Here is an 18,856-nt window from a genome sequence, read left to right on the forward strand (position 1 = left end):
CACGCGTAGCTCCCTCTCGGAGAAAACCGGCTGGCCCCGGGAAACCGTCTACCACCATTAAGGACAACCATGCTACATCTCGGTTTAGACATCGGCGGCACCAAAATGGAAGCCGTCCTGCTCAACGCGGCGGGCGAATGCGTCTATCGCCAGCGCCGTCCGACGCATAAAGAGAGCTACGACGCGTTTATGCAGCAGCTGCTCGGGCTCATTGAGAGCGTCCGCGCCTGGAGCGAGCGTCCGTTTACCCTTGGTATCGGCCTGCCGGGGGCTATCGACCCACAAAGCGGCCTGATTAAAAACTGTAACTGTCTGGTGCTTAACGGCCACGACCTGCGTCATGACCTGATACGGGAGCTCGGCCAGCCGGTATGGATGGCGAACGATGCCGACTGCTTCACCCTCTCTGAGGCGGTGGACGGCGCGGGCGCGGGGGCGATGACCGTTTTCGGCGTTATCATCGGCACCGGCTGCGGCGGCGGCGTTGCGGTGAACCAACAGCTGCTCAGCGGACCTAACGCCATCGCTGGCGAATGGGGACACAATCCCCTGCCGGGCTACTGCCCCGATCGCGACGGCCCGGCACAGCCCTGCTACTGCGGAAAAGAGAACTGCATCGAAAGCTTTATTTCCGGCACCGGCTTTGCCCGCCGCTACGGCGCGCAGGCGCGATCCGAGGCGATTATCGCCGCCGCGCAAAACGGCGATCCCCAGGCGCTGGCCCACTGGCGGCATTTTATCGACGCTTTCGCCCGCAGCCTGGCGTCGGTAATCAATATCCTCGATCCGCAGGTGATTGTGCTGGGCGGCGGGCTCTCCAACGTCGGGCAAATCTATGAGCAACTGCCGTCGGCGATCGTCCCGTATCTCTTCTCCGATAGCTGCCGAACGCAGATCAAACAGGCCCGCTTCGGTGACGCCAGCGGCGTGCGCGGCGCGGCCTGGCTGCCGGTTCTGGCCGATGCTGAAGCCGGTCGGCGGTAGACACTTTTTTCAGCAGGTATGCTAAGCTAGGCGAAAATATTCAGACAGAAAATGCCATGCCAACCATTGATGATGTTTCAAGATTAGCGAATGTCTCCCGAGCGACGGTATCCCGCGTGCTGACCGGCACGCGGGGCGTGCGCGAAGAGAGCCGGGAAGCGGTGCTGCGCGCGGTAGAGGAACTGAACTACCGCCCGAGCTTTGCCGCGCAAAACCTCGCCAGTCAGACATCCAATCACGTGGGGCTGGTGATCCCGGCGAACGATGACAGCAGCGGCGCGCGCCTGCTACCGATGCTCTCGCTAGCGCTGAAGGGGCTGAATAAAAACCTGATTGTTCAGTACGTCACGGATGCGGCGGAACAGGCGGCGGTCGTCGACGATTTACAGCGCCAGTGCGTGGCGGTGGTGGTGCTCGGCGCCGTCCCGGCGGATGCGCCGCGCAACGTGATCTCCTTTGACCGCTTCAGCATTGCCGGGGTCAATAATCAGGGCTACGACTACGCTTTTGCCACCGAGAGCGCCTGCCGCTACGTAATCGGCAAGGGCCATCGCAATATCGCGCTGCTCGTTGATAACGACAGCGATGACGCCAGCCGCCAGATGCTCGAAGGCTATCGCAACGTCCTGCAAAACTACTCCATCCCTTTTAACCGGCAGCTGATGCTGGCGGCCAACGATAACGTTGAACAGGCGCTGCTGACGCTGATTAACAGCTTCAGCAAATACTCGGTGATTATCGTGAAACGGGACCGCTACGCCGCCGAAGCGATGCGCCTGCTGCGCGAGTTCAACGTTGCCGTACCGCAGGAGGTCTCGCTGCTGAGCCTGGAAGATTCTCCCCTTGCCTCGCTGCTCAATCCGCCGCTGACGTGTATCTCCTGGCCGCTGGAGCAGCTGATGGAGAACTGCCTGCAGCGTATCCGCAACCTGATTGACGAGCGCCCCACCTTCTCTCCCGAAGGGCGTACGCTGGCGGGCCGCCTGATCCCCCGCCAGTCGGTGGCCGATCTCTCCTGATTTCAGCGTCCGGCCTTCCGCGTGGCCGGGCCTTTTTCTCTCCCGCCGCGGGTTCGCACGCTAATCATTCGCCTTACATCTAAATAAGAATTATTTTCATTTATAAATAGCTTGTGCTATATAACATAGCAATGGCTATAAATGATGATTAATTAACCGCAACGTTGTGAGGGACCTTATGCTGCACCTGCCACCCCTGAAGCATCTGATGTTTGCCGCCACGCTGGCGCTGCTGGCCGTCGCCCCCGTCCAGGCAAAAGAGAAATTTAAAGTGATTACCACCTTCACGGTGATCGCCGACATGGCGCAAAACGTTGCGGGCGACGCCGCCGACGTCAGCTCCATCACCAAACCGGGAGCCGAGATCCACGAATATCAGCCAACGCCCGGCGATATCAAACGCGCGCAGGGCGCACAGCTGATCCTCGCCAACGGCCTCAACCTTGAACTGTGGTTCGCCCGCTTTTATCAGCACCTGAACGGCGTACCGGAAGTGGTGGTCAGCAACGGCATTCAGCCGATGGGCATCAGCGAGGGGCCGTATAACGGTAAGCCCAACCCGCACGCGTGGATGTCGGCGGACAATGCGCTGATCTATGTCGATAACATTCGCGACGCGCTGGTGAAGTACGATCCTGAAAATGCCGACGCCTATCGCCATAACGCTGAGACCTATAAAGAGAAGATCCGCCAGACCATGGCGCCGCTGAAGGCGGAACTGGCGAAGCTACCGCAGGATAAGCGCTGGCTGGTAACCAGCGAGGGGGCGTTCTCCTATCTGGCCCGCGATAACGGCCTGCAGGAGCTCTATCTGTGGCCGATCAACGCCGACCAGCAGGGCACGCCGCAGCAGGTGCGGAAAACCATCGACACCATGAAGAAAGCGCATATCCCGACTATCTTTAGCGAAAGCACCATTTCCGATAAACCGGCGCGTCAGGTGGCAAGAGAAGCCGGCGCCCACTATGGCGGCGTCCTGTACGTCGACTCCCTGAGCGCCGCCGATGGCCCGGTGCCGACCTATCTCGACCTGCTGCGCGTCACCACCCAAACCATCGTCCAGGGCATCAACGACGGACTAAGGAAACAGGCATGAGTCACGAGCTACCGGGTCTCGCGGTCAACAATGTCAGCGTGACCTATCGCAACGGTCATACTGCCTTGCGCGACGCCTCGTTCCGCGTGCCGCGCAGCGCCATCGCCGCGCTGGTCGGGGTGAACGGTTCGGGCAAATCGACGCTGTTTAAAGCGCTGATGGGCTTTGTACGCGTCGGTAAAGGCGATATCGCGATCCTCGGCCAGCCGGTTAACCGCGCCCTGCGGCAGAACCTCGTCGCCTACGTTCCGCAGGCGGAAGAGGTGGACTGGTCTTTCCCGGTGCTGGTGGAAGATGTGGTGATGATGGGGCGCTACGGCCATATGGGCTGGCTGCGGCGGGCTAAAGCGCGCGACCATGAGATTGTCGATGCCGCCCTGGCGCGAGTCGGCATGAGCGAGTACCGGCAGCGCCAGATCGGCGAGCTCTCCGGCGGGCAGAAAAAGCGCGTGTTTCTGGCCCGCGCTATCGCTCAGCAGGGAAAAGTTATTCTGCTGGATGAACCCTTCACCGGCGTCGACGTGCAGACCGAAGCGCGCATCATCGAGCTGCTGCGGGAGCTGCGCGACGAAGGCTGCACCATGCTGGTTTCCACCCACAACCTCGGCTCGGTGAGCGAGTTCTGCGACTACACGGTGATGGTCAAAGGCACCGTGCTGGCCAGCGGCCCGACGGAAAGCACCTTTACCGCCGAAAACCTCGAACTGGCTTTTAGCGGCGTGCTGCGCCACGTGGTGCTGAGCGGCGCGGAAGAGAGGATTATTACCGACGATGAGCGGCCGTTTATCAGCCGCCGGGCGGCGGGAGGCGAAAGATGAGCTGGCTGCTGGAGCCGTTTGGTTATCAATATATGCTGAACGCGATGTGGGTTTCAGCGCTGGTGGGCGGAGTGTGCGCGTTTCTCTCCTGCTACCTGATGCTCAAAGGCTGGTCGCTGATTGGCGATGCCCTCTCCCACTCTATCGTGCCGGGCGTAGCGGGCGCTTATATGCTCGGCCTGCCCTTCGCGCTGGGGGCGTTTCTTTCCGGCGGGCTGGCGGCGGGCAGCATGCTGTTTCTTAACCAGCGTTCGAAGTTGAAGGAAGATGCAATTATCGGCCTGATCTTCTCCTCTTTTTTCGGTATCGGCCTGTTTATGGTGTCGCTGAACCCGACCTCGGTGAATATCCAGACCATTATTCTCGGCAATATTCTGGCTATTGCTCCAGAGGATATTATTCAGCTGGCGGCAATTGGCTTTATTTCGATGGCGATTCTGCTGCTGAAGTGGAAAGACCTGATGGTGACCTTTTTCGATGAGAATCACGCCCGCTCGATTGGCCTCAACACCAGCGGGCTGAAGCTGCTGTTCTTTACCCTGCTGGCGGCCTGTACCGTGGCGGCGCTGCAAACCGTCGGCGCGTTTCTGGTGATTTGCCTGGTGGTGACGCCCGGCGCCACCGCCTGGCTGTTGACCGACCGCTTCCCGCGCCTGCTGGCGATTGCCGTCGCGATTGGCAGCCTGACCAGCTTTTTCGGCGCGTGGCTGAGCTACTATCTGGACGGGGCGACCGGCGGAATTATCGTCGTCGCCCAGACGCTGCTGTTTTTAGCCGCGTTCGTTTTCGCGCCGAAGCACGGCCTGCTCGCCAGCCGTCGCCGCGCCAGGGAGGCCTCATGCTGAGCGCGCTGCTTGAACCTTTCCAGTTCTCCTTTATGGTCAACGCCATGCTGGTGGCGGCGATCGTTGCCATCCCCTGTGCGCTGCTGTCGGTGTTTTTGGTACTCAAGGGCTGGGCGCTGATGGGCGATGCCATGAGCCACGCGGTTTTTCCGGGCGTGGTGGTGGCGTATATCCTCGGTATCCCCTTCGCCATCGGCGCGTTTATCGCCGGGCTGTTCTGCGCCATCGCCACCGGTTATCTCGACGATAATAGCCGCATTAAGCGCGATACCATCATGGGCATCGTATTTTCCGGGATGTTTGGCGCAGGCCTGGTGCTGTACGTGTCGATTCAGTCGGAGGTCCATCTCGATCATATTCTGTTTGGCGACATGCTGGGTATTTCCGCCAGCGATATTGTACAAACGTCGCTGATTGCGCTGGCGATTGCGCTGATAATCGGGCTTAAGTGGCGTGATTTTCTGCTGCACGCCTTTGATCCGCAGCAGGCGAAGGCCAGCGGATTGCGCTGCGGGCTGCTGCATTATGGGCTGCTGTGCATGATTGCGCTGACCATCGTGGCGACGCTGAAAGCGGTGGGGATCATTTTGTCGATTTCGCTGCTGATAGCGCCGGGGGCGATTGCTCTGCTGCTGACCCGGCGTTTTGTCAGCGCCCTGCTGCTGGCGGTGGCGATGGCGTTAAGCTGTTCGCTGGGCGGCGTGTGGCTGTCGTTTTATCTCGACAGCGCGCCGGCGCCGACCATTGTGGTGTTGTTTACCGCCCTGTTCGTTATCGCATTTGTCTGGACCTCGGTTCGCGATAGTCAAACCACGGCCCGTTCCGGCGAGGCCCCGGGTCGCGGCTGACGCCTTACCCGGGCTACAGACCGCGCGAATTGTAGCCCGGCTAAGCGCAGCGCGAGCCGGGGAGTTTATTGCGGCTTTTTGGGCCGATACTTTTCCGGTAACTCCGGTACCGGGCGTTTGTCATCGATCAGGTGGCGAATTGTCAGAATCGGGTGCCGCCAGAGCATCCTCGGCCCTGCCCAGCGCATAATCCGCTTCATCTCTTCGCGTTTTGCGGGCTGGTAGCAGTGCACCGGGCACTGCTTGCAGGCGGGCTTCTCTTCGCCAAAGACGCATTTATCCAGCCGCTTGTCGGCATAGGCGTTGAGCGCCTGATAGTGTTCGGTATCGTCGCGGGCCTCCGGGCAGCGGCGCTGATAGAGCGCGATCATGCTGCTAATGGTCTTTTTTTCCCGCGCAATACGTTTGCCTGCCATCGCCTGTTCCTCCCGAAAAAGATGCATTCATAATACACATTCAGAGAGAGCGATGCAGCCACATACTCCCTGAGGATTATGCCGGTTTGTCCACGTGCCCCAGCGATTTTTCCGGGAAGCAAACGTCGCGCACCCGGCGCTTGAGCTCCGCCGCGTCAGGGAAACCGCCATCCTGCTTGCGCTCCCAGATTTGCACATCATCAACGGCTACCACGAAGATCCCGCCGGTTCCCGGAATCAGCGTGACCGAAGCAATGTCGGTGCTAAAGCTGTGCAGCAGTTCCTGGGCCATCCAGCTGGCGCGCAGCATCCAGTTGCACTGCGAACAGTAGGTGATGGTAATCGCGGCTTTGTGGCTCATCGGCTTCTCGCTGTCGGTAAAAGGGCAAATTGTAAACAACTTGCAGATTAATTGAAGATAACATGATTATTTTGTTGCAAACGATAATACCTATCATTACCATTCGCAATCAATAAGCATGGAGAAAAAACGTCCAGTAACGGAATAACCGGACACACCTGCACTCTGGAAGTAACGCGTGAGCCAATACTCAAAACCTATCCCAGTAGGCGTCATTGGCGCAGACAGTTTGAACACGGCCAGCGCGGAAGAACCGCAGCGTACACGTAGTACGTGAGGATTATTCGCTACGCTCCCCCTTCGGGCCGCCCTGAAGGCGTTCAAAACTCTATGAGTTTTGTCTGAGCACTGCCCAGGTTCAAAATGGCAAGCAAAATAGCCCTAATGAGATAGGTTCTAATAATTATTAAGGCGTGGCTACTATGTATAACTCCACTCAATCAACAGCATGGTTCAAGAAAAGCCTGCTGGTGACTTCTTTGCTTACAGCAATTTATCAGACTTCCGCCGGGGCGGCTGATACCACCGCGAAAACCACCAGCAGCGCATCGACTGATGACAGCTCGGAACGGATGACCGTTACCGCGCCGGCGCCGTTGCTGAAAGCGGGCAGCGAACATTCGATCGGCGCTCAGGAGCTGCAGGATAAAGGGGCCAACGACTTTGGCTCCATCATGCGCTACGAGCCGCTCATTAGCGCCACCGGCGCCAGCGGCGGTTCCGGCAACGGCAAAAGCGGCTTCGACCGCGGCGGCTATACCGGCTACAACATACGCGGCATGGAGAGCAACCGCGTCGGGATCGACGTCGACGGCATCGCCCAGCCGAACGCCACCGGGCGCAGCTACGCCAGCCGCGCGGGCCTCAATACCTTCGGTATGGGCCGCGACTACATTGACCCCTACATGTACGGCAGCATCGATATTCAGTCCGGGGCGACATCAACCGATACCGCCAACAGCGCCATCGGCGGCAACGTCTCTTTCCGTCCGAAATCCGCGGATGACTACCTGCATCCGGGCAAAACCAGCGCCTTCGGCTACCGCAGCGGCTACGACTCATCCGATCGCAGCTGGCACAACGGCGTCACCGTTGCCGGCGGCGACGAGACCCTGCGCGGGATCTTCGTCTACAGCCGTCGCGACGGTCAGGAGACGGAGAATAACAGCGGGACCGTTGATTCCTATCCGGCAAACTGGCACTCCAACGCCTTTATGGCCTCGGGGATCTGGCAGCCGAATGACGAACATAAGCTCACCAGCACCTTCGATTATTACCATAAAACGAACCACACGCATTATGACGCCTGGGACTCCAGCGGCAACAGCGTTATCGGCACGTCAAACCAGACCAGCCAGACCCGCCGCTGGGGACTGAGCCTGAAGGACGACTGGACGCCGATGAACGACTATATCGACAGCGTATCGACCAAGGTCTACTACCAGCATACCGAGGCCCATGACTGGACCTATATGCCGGACAGCGTCACCCGCGCAATGCAAACGGTGAGCTCCGACTACGATACCGACACCTGGGGCATTCAGAGCGCGCTGGCGAAATCGATAGGCCGCCACGATCTGAGCGCCGGTTTTAACGCCAGCACCACCAAAACCCAGCGTCCGTTAACCCAGTCGCCCACCCCGAGCGCCTTTAGCCAGATCATGCAACCGGACGCCGACAGCCGCGGCTATATCGTCGCCGGCTTCCTGCAGGACAAAATTAATTTCGACCTCGACGAGCATAACTTTGCGGTTATCCCGGGCATTCGCGTGATGCATCAGTCGACCAGGCCGGAGAACGTCTCCGATCTGGCAAACAATAGCAGCGTGCTGACCGGTTCCGACGTGTCAAATCTGTACGGTAAGAACGCTGATACCCAGGCGCTGCCGTCGCTGGTGTTGCAGTACGATTTCACCCCGCGCCTGATGACCTATCTGCAGTATCAGCGCGGCGCGCAGTTCCCGAACGCCAGCCAGCTGTACGGTTCGTGGAACCTCGGCTCCAGCTACGCCGGACGCGGCCAGTATGCGCTGATCGGCAACACCGATCTGAAAACCGAAACCAGCGATAACGTTGAGTGGGGGATGAAGGGCGAAGTGGCGGAAGGTATCACCATGCGCACCGCGCTGTTCTACAACACCTATAAGAACTTTATCGCCTATACGCGCTACACCCGCGCCAATAATCCGGCGCAGTTCACTAACGTACCGTCGAATATCTACACCATTTACCAGGCGGAAAACCGCGATAAAGCGTATATCTACGGTGGCGAAATCAGCGCTAAATTCAACTTTGGCAGCTGGTTTGAAGAAGTTAATGGCCTGAGCGCCACCCTCGCTTACGGCTATAGTGAAGGGCAATCGAAATCCAGCTACAGCGGCGATAAGTACGTCGACCTTGATAGCGTCGCGCCAATGAAAGCCATCGTCGGCGTGGCGTGGGACGATCCGGCAAAAGTGTACGGCACCGCGCTGACCGCCACCTTTGTTAAGGGCAAGCGCGCCACCGCCACCAACCGTGAAAGCTATACCAACTCCGGCTCCGCGATTACCGATTCGACCAGCGAATATATGCGCGTTCCGGGTTACGGCATGCTGGACTGGACCGCGTACTGGCAAGTCGCGAAGAACGTGCGCGTCAACGGCGGCGTATACAACATTACCGACCGTAAATACTGGGATTATCTGAGCAGCCGCAATATCGAAACGGCGACGAATCAGGACGCCAACGACAGAGCGCTGGCGGTGATGCCTGGCCGCACCTGGCAGCTGGGCGTTAACGTCGATTTCTGACCGGCCAATAATAAGAAACCTGCTCCCCGGCCGCGCGCCGGGGAAACTCATCGTAGAGAAGGATGTGAATTATGCACAACACCCAAGCGCAACATCTCCCGCTGTGGCAGCGCTATCTGGCCACGAAAGCGCAATCTTCCGCGAAATACGCCCGGGATATCGCCGCCGAAATGGGGATTAGCGAAGCCGAACTGACCGAAGCCCGCCAGGGCTACGATGCCGTACGTCTGCGGGACGATGCCCGCGCCATTCTGACGGCGCTCGAAGCCGTGGGGGAAACCAAATGCATCTGCCGCAACGAATACGCAGTGCATGAGCAGGTTGGCGAATTTACCCATCAGCATCTGAGCGGCCACGCCGGGCTGGTGCTCAACCCGCGCGCCCTCGATCTGCGCCTGTTTCTCAGCCAGTGGGCCAGCGCTTTTCGCCTGAACGACAACGGCCGCCAGAGCATCCAGTTCTTCGATCCGCACGGCGACGCGCTGCTCAAGGTTTACACCACCGGGAATACCGACATGGCGGCCTGGGATGCGCTGATTGCCGAGCATACGCAGCAATCGCCTGCCCCGCTGGCGATTCGCCCCGCCGCTCCGCTGAAATATGCTGATTCCGCCGACGGCGAGGCGCTGGAAAACGAATGGCGCGCCATGACCGACGTTCACCAGTTCTTCGGCCTGCTGAGAAAATATAACCTGTCGCGCCAGCAGGCTTTCCGCCTGGTCAGCGACGACCTCGCCTGCCGCATTGACACCCGGACGCTGCCGGGCCTGCTGGAAACCATCCGCCAGGATGGCAACGAGATCATGATTTTTGTCGGCAACCGCGGCTGCGTGCAGATCTTCACCGGCGCGCTGGAAAAGGTCGCCCCGATGCGCGGCTGGCTGAATATCTTCAACACCGCGTTTACCCTGCATCTGCGCGAGGAGAGCGTGGATGAGATCTGGGTGACCCGCAAACCGACCTCTGATGGCCACGTCACCAGCGTCGAGCTGTTCGCCAAAGACGGCACGCAGATCGCACAGCTGTTCGGTCAACGCAGCGAAGGCCACCCGGAGCAGGCGCAGTGGCGTGCGCAGGTCGATCGTTTGACCACCGAAGGGCTACTGGTATGAAGCGCTGGCTGATATTGCTTGCGGCGTTCCCGCTGTTGGCCAGCGCCGCCGCCGAGCGGATTGTGTCGCTCGGCGGCGACGTCACGGAAGTGGTTTATGCGCTTGATGCCCAGCAGCAACTGGTGGCGAAAGACAGCACCAGCACCTGGCCTGCCGCCGCGCAGAGCCTGGCGGATGTCGGCTATATCCGCCAGCTGAGCGCCGAGGGGATCCTCTCCCTGCGGCCGACGCTGGTGCTGGCCAGCGCCCAGGCGCAGCCCTCGCTGGTGCTGAAAAAGGTTGAAGAGAATAAGGTTAAGGTAATCAACGTACCGGGCGGCTACGACCTTCCGGCTATCGAGACAAAAATTGCCGTGATTGCCGACGCCCTTGGTAAGCAGAGCGAAGGTAACGCCCTGCGCCAGAAGGTTCATCAGCAGATTGCGCAAATTCCTTCCCAGCCCGTGAACAAGCGGGTGCTGTTTATTCTCAGCCACGGCGGTATGAATACCATGGTGGCCGGGAAACAAACCGCGGCGGATGGCGCAATCAGGGCGGCCGGGCTGCAAAATGCCATGCAGAGCTTCGACCATTATCGCAGCATGTCGCAGGAGGGCGTTATCGCAAGTAATCCGGACCTGGTGGTGATCTCCGCCGATGGGCTGAAAGGCATGGGCGGCGAAACGGGGCTATGGAAGCTGCCCGGGCTGGCGCAGACGCCTGCGGGACGCCATAAGCAGGTACTGGTGATAGATGATATGGCCCTGCTCGGCTTTAGTCCGCGCACTCCGCAGGCGGTGCTCGCGCTGCGGCAAAAAGCGGAGCAACTGCCCTGATGCGCTCCCGCCCTGCCCGTCATCTGTGGTTAATGACGCTGCTGCTGGTCATCCTGACGCTGCTCGCTACGACCCTGGGCGCCATGCGCCTGCCGTTGACCAGCCTGCTGCCCGCCGGCGATGAGATCCTGAGGAACATCTGGCTGACCATTCGCCTACCGCGTGTGCTGCTGGCGCTGCTGGTCGGCGCCGCGCTGGCGCTCTCCGGCTGCGTGATGCAGGGGCTGTTTCGCAACCCCCTCGCCGATCCGGGACTGTTAGGGATCAGCGGCGGCGCGGCGCTGGCGGTGGCCTGCTGGCTGGTGCTGCCCCTGTCGGTGCCGCTGATCGTGGCGCTATACGCGCCGATGCTGGCGGCGTTTATCGGCAGCACGGCGGTGATGGTGGTGATTTTTATCCTCAGCCGGGCGGGAGACGCCTCGCTGTCGCGCCTGCTGCTGGTCGGCATCGCCATTAACGCCCTGTGCGGCGCGCTGGTCGGAGTACTGGCGTGGATCAGCAACGATACTCAGCTGCGCCAGCTTTCCCTCTGGGGTATGGGCAGCCTCGGGCAGGCGGAATGGTCGACGCTGCTGGTGGCGGCCACGTTGATGATCCCGGCCTCCCTCGTGGTGTGGGCGATGGCTTCGCGGCTTAACCTGCTGCAACTGGGCGATGAAGAGGCGCACTATCTGGGCGTCAACGTTCGCGCCCTGCAGCGGCTACTGCTGTTGTGCAGCGCATTGCTGGTGGCGTCGGCGGTGGCCATCAGCGGGATTATCGGCTTTATCGGCCTGGTCGTGCCGCATTTGATGCGGATGTGGCTGGGGCCGGACCATCGCGGCCTGGTCCCCGGTTCGCTGCTGTGCGGCGCGATACTACTGCTGCTGGCCGACACGCTGGCGCGCACCGTTGCCGCTCCCGCGGAGATGCCGGTCGGGCTATTGACCAGCGTACTTGGCGCGCCGTGGTTTCTGTGGCTGATTTTTCGTCGGGAGAAAGAGACGCATGGATAACCGCTATAGCGCGCGTTCGCTGTCGCTGCGTCTGGGTCACCGCCAGATTGTTAACGATGTCTCGCTCCAGCTCCGCGGCGGCGAGATGGCGGCGCTGATTGGCCCCAACGGCGCCGGTAAGTCGACCCTGCTGCGCCTGTTGACCGGTTTTTTAACCCCCGACGACGGCGAACGGCTGGTGGAAGGCCGCCCGCTGGAGAGTTGGTCGGCAGAGGCGCTGTCCCGTCGCCGGGCGGTGATGCTGCAGCGAACCCAGCTGCACGCCGACTGGCCGATCGAAACGGTTATCGCCATGGGCCGCTCGCCGTGGGGCGGCACGCCAAATGAGGAGATGATCCGCCGGGTAATGGAAGAGACCGGCTGCGATCATCTGGCCGGGAGACGCTACCCTTCCCTCTCCGGCGGCGAACAGCAGCGGGTGCAGCTGGCCCGCTGTCTGGCGCAGCTGTGGCGCGATGGCGCGCCCGAGGGCTGGCTGTTTCTCGATGAGCCCACTTCAGCGCTGGATCTCTATTACCAGCAGCACCTGCTGCGCTTGCTCAAACGCCTGACCCGCAGCCGCCGCCTGCACGTCTGCATAGTGCTGCACGACCTTAACCTCGCGGCGCTGTGGGCCGATCGGATTCTGCTGTTGCATCAGGGGAAATTGGTGGCGCAGGGCACGCCGCAGGAAGTGATCCAGCAGCCGATTATCAGCCGCTGGTACGGCGCGGAGGTCAGCACAGGCGAACATCCCGATGCGGCCGTTCCGCAGGTCTATCTGGCGCCGTGAGCCGAGGAAATGATTGTGCCGACGGCGGCTAACGCTCTGCCCGTCCTGTGAAAACGTTCCTTTATAAACAACGAAGCCGATACGTTTACCGGCTTCGTTGTGATTGGCAAATTAGAAGATCTGCCGATACAGCGCTTTAATCTCTTCCAGATTGGTATCGCGCGGATTGCCGCCGGTACATACGTCCGCCAGGGCCGCGGCGGCCAGAGCATCAATATCTTCTTCTTTCATGCCCACGTCGCGCAGACGCGCCGGAATATTCACGTCGCGATTCAGCTGCGCCACCGCCTCTATCGCCGCCTGTCGCGCTGCGTCAATCGGCATCGTTGCCGCCGACTGATTACCCAGTGCAACAGCGATATCACGATACTTCTCGCCGGTACATTCGGCGTTATAGGCCATGATATGCGGCAACAGCACCGCGTTGGCCACGCCGTGCGGCGTGCCGTAAAATGCGCCCAGCGGGTGGGCCATGCCGTGGACCAGCCCCAAACCGACGTTTGAGAAGCCCATCCCAGCAATATATTGCCCCAGCGCCATGCCTTCCGCGCCCTGCGCGTCGCCCTGTACCGAAGCGCGCAGCGAGCGGCCAATCACCTCAATGGCCTTCAGATGCAGCATGTCGGTGAGTTCCCATGCGCCTTTGGTAATGTAACCTTCGATCGCATGGGTCAGCGCATCGACGCCGGTCGCCGCTTTCAGGCTGGCAGGCATACTGGCCATCATTTCAGCGTCAATAATCGCCACCAACGGGATATCGTGCGGGTCATAGCAAACAAATTTGCGGCGGTTCTGGACATCGGTAATCACGTAGTTGATGGTCACTTCCGCCGCCGTACCGGCGGTGGTTGGGATCGCGATCATCGGTACGGCGGCGTTTTTGGTATCGGCCCCGCCTTCGAGACTGCGAACGTCGGCAAACTCGGGGTTATTAATAATGATGCCTATTGCTTTACAGGTATCCTGCGGTGATCCGCCGCCGATGGCGATCAGGTAGTCGGCGCCCGACTGCTTAAACGTCTCTACGCCCTGCTGCACAACCTCAATGGTGGGGTTCGGAACAACGTCATCAAAAATGCTGTAAGGCAGCCCGGCTCCGTCGAGAATAGCCAGGACTTTTGTCGCAACGTTAAAACGAATCAGATCCTTATCAGTGACCACCAGCGCTTTTTTGAAGCCGCGTTTTTTGACTTCATCGACAATACAGCGAATCGAGCCGGGACCAAAATAAGAGGTTTCGTTTAAAATCATTCTGTAAGCCATGCGTGCTTCCCTCAATCTGAGTGTTTGATAACCATAATATTTAGCCCTACAGTAACGTGACTGACGTAGCCGTTTTATTATTTAATATCAAATAACGCCCTAATTGCCCTACACGCAATCTCAGTTAATTAACCCATCGCACATTTGCCATCAGCTTTGTCCAGCATACTGGACATCATCACCCGCAAATTTAATGACATCGCTAAACCTCACAACAATATAAGCTGGCAAAAGAACATTAACTCACGATGAATATTATTGAAGTTGATCACACTATTTCTCTTTTACTACCGGATTTGTCCGTGTAGCAAAAAAGTCGTTTATGCCGCGGCGCAAAATGAACAGGCTAGCTTCGCGCAGACGACAACGATATTTTATGCCCACGCTCTGCGATTATTCTGTACATCCGTTGCTTACTCCCCACCGCCTTATCCATACACTCCCGACGTACACCGCCGCAGATTGCACACCGCAAACTTAACACTTATTTAACAAAAAGGTTATTTATTCAACAAAAGCGGCTATCCCCGGCGCTGGCCATCGCTTACAAACATCGCATAAGATTTATCTGTCATTATGGATAATTGCTTATCACCCTGCGGATAGCGCAGCAGATTTTTTAAGAGTTACGAAATTTTCATTATTAAGAATATTCTCTGTTATTTGCGAGATATTAATTCTCAAAAATCATAAAAAATTAAAAAAAACGCCTAAGAGATCTATATTTATTGCAAACATCATAGCCTCTTGTTAGTATGCCTATTAGTCAACATTTTTATTATAAAAATACCATTTATGATGCTTATTAACTTTTATCCTGTTCACCTGACCAAACTTTTCCAACGGCAGTAGTAAATGTCTGACTTTATATATTGACATTTCGCACCTGTCCGCTAATTCCCGAGTAAGCAACCCCTCAGGTCCATGTTCTTTTAAAACATAAAGAATATACTCCTGCTCTGGTACGACGACCCCGGAGAATTTATTGATGCCCATTGAGCTCATCAATGAGCGCAAACTCTCAACTGCGGTTACAGAATTTTGATTTGAATGTGGGGTACAGGATGAAAATGAAATCTTCATGAGTCAGCTCCTTCTGTCATTCAGTACACAGCAGTATGGATTGACCCCACGAAAACGGCAACATTAGCTTTAAATTTCAACTTAAACAGTACATTTATCTGAAATTCACTTTTTTTTATGATAAAAACCCTGGTATAAAGAGTGAATTTTTAATTCCGTGCGGAGATAAAAATGCGGTTCGATATAGAGGGATTTATTACATTTGATACTGAGGAAGCATCCCTGGTCAATCTGCTGACCGGTGATTGTATTGAACTCTCTGCGACTTCCACTCGCCTCCTTACCAATCTGTTACAGTACCGAGGGGATATTATTTCTCGCGTTGATATTTTTCAGTCGGTGTTTGAGAAATATGGCGCCAGGCCCTCAAATAGCAATCTTAATCAATACATCTCAACGCTGCGTCGTAGTCTTGCCGATCTGGGCATTGAGAAAAATGTGATTATTACGGTACCGCGAATCGGCTTTAAGATTTCTGAGGAAGTCATTATCACCAGCGATAATGATTATTCATCCTCCTTCACGCTCCCGATGCTTACCGCCGAACTGCCCCGGCGTAGTTTGCTATTGCAGCATCGCAAAGCGGTCATATCTTTTATCCTGGCGTTGACAGGCCTGCTGCTGCTTTCATCTTTTTTTATGTTTAAAAAACAGCCCTCTACGCTGGTTTTCATCCAGGATAAATGTACTATTTATGGCTCTGGCGCCCAGCGCACGCACGAAATACTCAGCAATAAAAAACTGTTCCCCTCTGGGCTTGATTGTTCGACGCCTAAGAAAATCTACCTTTTCAACCGACAATTAAATCAGCAACAAGGCTTAGGTATTTATATGGATATATTCATCCTCAAATGTGATATAAAGGACCAGCAATGCCACAGTTACTACTATAAGGAAATAAAAAATGCGTAAATACGCTGTAATATTTCTGGCCACTGCCCTGACGCTGGTATTCGCTGCGTTCCTCTATATAGATATCCACAGCCATGACACCTTTTCCTGTAAATCACAGTACGATCTCACTGAGGATATAAATGAGAATATTCTCCGCTCACAGGGCTTGCTATCCGCCCAGCTTTCTAATAACCGTCTTTTAATCAGCCTTGAGGGTTTGCTCACCAGCAATGGCGATAAATACATTGTCTCCCGCACCATCGCTATCACATTAAAAAGAACCACCGCGACCAGTCATCTCTTTTATATCATTGATTCGCAAATCACTCGCCATCACGCCGACAATACGCCTGAAAATATCGCCCGGCAAAATCTCTTTGGCAACCAAACTAATGATCGAATCATCTATATCAATCACGTTAATGATGATACTATTTTATTCGGTAATCAAACGTTCCCACAATATGGTTGCCAGCGTCAGAATACAATCATTGATTGAGATTCATCTCATTAATTTTAATTATGCCGATATCATGACGATACATTTACTACCAACCTTAGGCAGCATCGCGAATATCATTGATATGATTAACCCCCGGCTCAATCTGCACCATGTCAGAACGGCGTTTATCGCATCGCATCTGGCTAAGTTAGTCGATTTTTCTGCGGCCCAGCGGCGTAAAACCATTCTGGCGGCGCTCATTCATGATGTCGGAGGATTAAATGAAAAATCGCGTCTTGAACCGCTTAACTATATTGATAACGAAGACAACCATCATGCGCTCATCGGCAGCGAATTACTTAGCCGCATTCCGCTGTTTCGTCCGCTCAACAAAATCGTTCGCTATCACCATACCCACTGGCGCAACGGTCTTGGGCATTATAGTGAAGGCGAGCAGGTGCCCGAAGAGAGCCATTTGTTATTCTTCGCTGACCGACTGGATGTTCTGTATTGCCAGCACCGCACCGAACATATCCCATTATTAAGCAAAAGGCTGGTCGACATCGCCGCCGCCGGCGCCCCCATTCTCTATAAGCAAGAATATATTCAGGCCTTCCGAATCCTCTCCGCCGATGACTATTTCTGGTCGGTTATGGCCTCCACCGACTATCGCGATTACATTAAAGCGATCTCCGGCGTCCATAACGACACGCTCTCTTTGCACAACCTTCGCGACATTGCCGAGCTGGTCTCTTTTATTATCGATCAGTTCAGCCAGCAGACGCCGTGGCACTCCGCGGCCGTCGGACATATTGCCGGTTATCTGGCAACAAAAATGGAGATGAGCGCCACGCAAGCCCTAAAAGTTGAGATTGGCGGATTACTGCATAATATTTCCTGCCTGGATCATAGCCCGCCGCCAAAGCGGGTGGGGTCATCGGATAAAGCCCAGCGTTATTTTTATCTCATTGAAGGTATTGATGATATTTCTGAGTGGTTGGCCATGCAAAATGATCCCGCGTCGGCGCAGTGGCATAATAAAGCCCTGCAACCGGAAGCCATGCTTATTGCGGTAAGTCGACGGGTGGTCCATGCGCTCAATGGGCCAAAAGCGGAAGAGAAATCGCTGGCGCAGTTAATTAAAAATAATCCGGGAGAGGAAATTCCCCCGTTGATGTTGTCTCTGATTGCGCAATATTCTTCACAGATTATTCAGATCTACCGTGCTACCGCGGGCGAAATAAAAAAGTTAGTGAATCGCATTGCGCAACTCACTCACTCCGTTTAGAGGCTAAAACGGTCTGATCGCACGACTCAGGCGCTCAATCCGCCGTCCAGAACCAGGGTTTGCCCGGTCATATATTGACTCCCCTCACCGATTAAAAACGCCACCGCCTGCAGCACATCGTGGGTTTCGCCCAATCTGCGCAGCGGTATCGCCTGGCGCATCTCTTTTAATTTTTGCGCGGGTATCTCTTCGAGCATTTCCGTGCGAATCAGGCCCGGCGCCAGGCAGTTGACGCGAATACCGAAGCGCCCAACCTCCAGCGCCAGCGAGCGCGCAATGCCGCCCATCGCCGCTTTACTCGCGGCATACGCCGTCTGGCCGACGTTGCCCTTTACCGCGCTGACCGACGACATCATCACGATGGAGCCGCGCCGCTGCATCAGCATCGCCGGCAGCAGCACCCGGTTCCAGTTAAGCATTGAGATCACATTGGTGTCCAAAACCTCGCGCCAGAGCGCGGCGTTCTGGTGAATATGCAGGCCGTCGCGAGCTATCCCGGCATTGTGGATAATCGCTTCCGGCGCCCCCCGCTCGGCCAGCAGCGTCTGCGCAAGCTGCTCCACCCGCGATTCGTCGTTGCCGTCGCAGGCGTATCCCCGCACCCGGTGGGTTGAATTTTCACACTCCGCCAGGGTGGCGTTCATCGCCTCCTCATCGCGTCCGGTAAATACCACGTTCCAGCTTTGCGCCAGGCCGGTGACCAGCGCCCGACCGATGCCGCGGCTGCCTCCGGTAATCAGTATCCATTTTTGTGCCATATTAGCTGCCTGACTCTTTACTGATGTGCTGGCAGAGTTCGCCAAGCGTTATCCCTGGATTGTGAATAAACCAGTCCGCCTCCAGGGTGATATTGAATTCACGTTTTGCCAGCACCATGAGCTCGACGTAGTCGAGGCTGTCCAACTTCAGCCGAACCAGCGGCGTATTCTCATCCACCTCATCCGGTTCCAGGTCTTTCGCATCGCAAATCATTTCACACACTTTTTGTAGAACATCATCATAGGCAATCATAA

The 18,856-nt window shown here is 56.7% G+C and carries 20 protein-coding genes; 14 read left to right on the plus strand and 6 right to left on the minus strand.

The features are described 5' to 3' along the window. Window positions 1-69 precede the first annotated feature (69 nt). The 6 genes from KCG39_RS12765 (at window position 70) to sitD (ending at window position 5,610) form a co-directional block, all read left to right on the plus strand. Window positions 70-984, plus strand: coding sequence for an ROK family protein (locus tag KCG39_RS12765; protein ID WP_004124157.1), 915 nt, complete (start codon window positions 70-72; stop codon window positions 982-984). 56 nt (window positions 985-1,040) lie between these two features. Then, complete coding sequence (locus tag KCG39_RS12770; RefSeq protein ID WP_004124158.1) at window positions 1,041-2,003, plus strand: LacI family DNA-binding transcriptional regulator; 963 nt, start codon at window positions 1,041-1,043, stop codon at window positions 2,001-2,003. A gap of 178 nt (window positions 2,004-2,181) precedes the next feature. Then, window positions 2,182-3,099: a metal ABC transporter substrate-binding protein gene (locus KCG39_RS12775; protein WP_004124159.1), complete on the plus strand. Its 918-nt coding sequence runs from the start codon at window positions 2,182-2,184 to the stop codon at window positions 3,097-3,099. Then, window positions 3,096-3,917 carry a manganese/iron ABC transporter ATP-binding protein gene (locus tag KCG39_RS12780; protein ID WP_004124160.1) on the plus strand — a complete coding sequence of 274 codons (822 nt, stop codon included), beginning with the start codon at window positions 3,096-3,098 and terminating at the stop codon, window positions 3,915-3,917. Before KCG39_RS12775 ends, KCG39_RS12780 begins: the two co-directional genes overlap by 4 nt. Next, entirely contained in the window at window positions 3,914-4,762 is an 849-nt protein-coding gene (gene sitC / locus KCG39_RS12785; protein WP_004124162.1) for an iron/manganese ABC transporter permease subunit SitC, read from the plus strand. Before KCG39_RS12780 ends, sitC begins: the two co-directional genes overlap by 4 nt. Next, on the plus strand, window positions 4,756-5,610 hold the full coding sequence (gene sitD, locus KCG39_RS12790; protein ID WP_004124164.1) for an iron/manganese ABC transporter permease subunit SitD: 855 nt from the start codon (window positions 4,756-4,758) through the stop codon (window positions 5,608-5,610). Before sitC ends, sitD begins: the two co-directional genes overlap by 7 nt. Before the next feature lie 65 nt (window positions 5,611-5,675). On the opposite strand, the gene KCG39_RS12795 is transcribed toward sitD, so the two are convergent. Next, entirely contained in the window at window positions 5,676-6,026 is a 351-nt protein-coding gene (locus KCG39_RS12795) for a nitrous oxide-stimulated promoter family protein (protein ID WP_004124166.1), read from the minus strand. A 76-nt stretch (window positions 6,027-6,102) separates the two neighbouring features. Beyond that, window positions 6,103-6,387, minus strand: a complete 285-nt coding sequence (locus KCG39_RS12800; RefSeq protein WP_004124173.1) for an Rdx family protein — start codon at window positions 6,385-6,387, stop codon at window positions 6,103-6,105. Window positions 6,388-6,809: 422 nt separating this feature from the next. Here KCG39_RS12800 and KCG39_RS12805 point away from each other — a divergent pair, with 422 nt between their 5' ends. The 5 genes from KCG39_RS12805 (at window position 6,810) to KCG39_RS12825 (ending at window position 12,873) form a co-directional block, all read left to right on the plus strand. After that, the gene (locus KCG39_RS12805; RefSeq protein ID WP_142468448.1) at window positions 6,810-9,179 is read left to right on the plus strand and encodes a TonB-dependent receptor domain-containing protein; all 2,370 of its coding nucleotides are present in this window, start codon (window positions 6,810-6,812) and stop codon (window positions 9,177-9,179) included. Window positions 9,180-9,250: 71 nt separating this feature from the next. Continuing rightward, the gene (locus KCG39_RS12810) at window positions 9,251-10,291 is read left to right on the plus strand and encodes a hemin-degrading factor (protein WP_049115737.1); all 1,041 of its coding nucleotides are present in this window, start codon (window positions 9,251-9,253) and stop codon (window positions 10,289-10,291) included. Further along, window positions 10,288-11,106 (plus strand): heme/hemin ABC transporter substrate-binding protein, encoded by an 819-nt coding sequence (locus tag KCG39_RS12815; protein WP_049115738.1) that lies wholly within the window; start codon window positions 10,288-10,290, stop codon window positions 11,104-11,106. The genes KCG39_RS12810 and KCG39_RS12815 overlap by 4 nt, the downstream gene beginning before the upstream one ends. Then, a complete protein-coding gene (locus tag KCG39_RS12820; RefSeq protein ID WP_004124183.1) occupies window positions 11,106-12,101 on the plus strand; it encodes a FecCD family ABC transporter permease in 996 nt (331 codons plus the stop codon). Before KCG39_RS12815 ends, KCG39_RS12820 begins: the two co-directional genes overlap by 1 nt. Beyond that, window positions 12,094-12,873 carry a heme ABC transporter ATP-binding protein gene (locus KCG39_RS12825; RefSeq protein WP_087829829.1) on the plus strand — a complete coding sequence of 260 codons (780 nt, stop codon included), beginning with the start codon at window positions 12,094-12,096 and terminating at the stop codon, window positions 12,871-12,873. Before KCG39_RS12820 ends, KCG39_RS12825 begins: the two co-directional genes overlap by 8 nt. 111 nt (window positions 12,874-12,984) lie before the next feature. On the opposite strand, the gene fucO is transcribed toward KCG39_RS12825, so the two are convergent. Together fucO and KCG39_RS12835 are read right to left on the minus strand one after the other, a co-directional pair. Continuing rightward, window positions 12,985-14,136, minus strand: a complete 1,152-nt coding sequence (fucO, locus tag KCG39_RS12830) for a lactaldehyde reductase (RefSeq protein WP_087829831.1) — start codon at window positions 14,134-14,136, stop codon at window positions 12,985-12,987. 762 nt (window positions 14,137-14,898) lie between these two features. Further along, a complete protein-coding gene (locus tag KCG39_RS12835; RefSeq protein ID WP_004124187.1) occupies window positions 14,899-15,219 on the minus strand; it encodes a FaeA/PapI family transcriptional regulator in 321 nt (106 codons plus the stop codon). Window positions 15,220-15,390: 171 nt separating this feature from the next. On the opposite strand from KCG39_RS12835, the gene KCG39_RS12840 reads away from it, so the two are divergent. The 3 genes from KCG39_RS12840 to KCG39_RS12850 are packed head-to-tail and all read left to right on the plus strand — an operon-like array spanning window position 15,391 to window position 17,843. Next, a complete protein-coding gene (locus KCG39_RS12840; RefSeq protein WP_142468449.1) occupies window positions 15,391-16,131 on the plus strand; it encodes a winged helix-turn-helix domain-containing protein in 741 nt (246 codons plus the stop codon). Continuing rightward, window positions 16,124-16,612 carry a FidL-like protein gene (locus tag KCG39_RS12845; RefSeq protein ID WP_112166443.1) on the plus strand — a complete coding sequence of 163 codons (489 nt, stop codon included), beginning with the start codon at window positions 16,124-16,126 and terminating at the stop codon, window positions 16,610-16,612. The genes KCG39_RS12840 and KCG39_RS12845 overlap by 8 nt, the downstream gene beginning before the upstream one ends. Beyond that, entirely contained in the window at window positions 16,578-17,843 is a 1,266-nt protein-coding gene (locus tag KCG39_RS12850; RefSeq protein WP_142468450.1) for an HD domain-containing protein, read from the plus strand. The genes KCG39_RS12845 and KCG39_RS12850 overlap by 35 nt, the downstream gene beginning before the upstream one ends. 26 nt (window positions 17,844-17,869) lie before the next feature. On the opposite strand, the gene KCG39_RS12855 is transcribed toward KCG39_RS12850, so the two are convergent. Next, window positions 17,870-18,601: an SDR family NAD(P)-dependent oxidoreductase gene (locus KCG39_RS12855; RefSeq protein WP_004124193.1), complete on the minus strand. Its 732-nt coding sequence runs from the start codon at window positions 18,599-18,601 to the stop codon at window positions 17,870-17,872. 1 nt (window position 18,602) lies between these two features. After that, window positions 18,603-18,854 (minus strand): acyl carrier protein, encoded by a 252-nt coding sequence (locus KCG39_RS12860; protein WP_049115106.1) that lies wholly within the window; start codon window positions 18,852-18,854, stop codon window positions 18,603-18,605. Window positions 18,855-18,856: the final 2 nt, after the last annotated feature.

The organism is Klebsiella pasteurii (assembly GCF_018139045.1).
GTDB classification, from domain to species: domain Bacteria; phylum Pseudomonadota; class Gammaproteobacteria; order Enterobacterales; family Enterobacteriaceae; genus Klebsiella; species Klebsiella grimontii.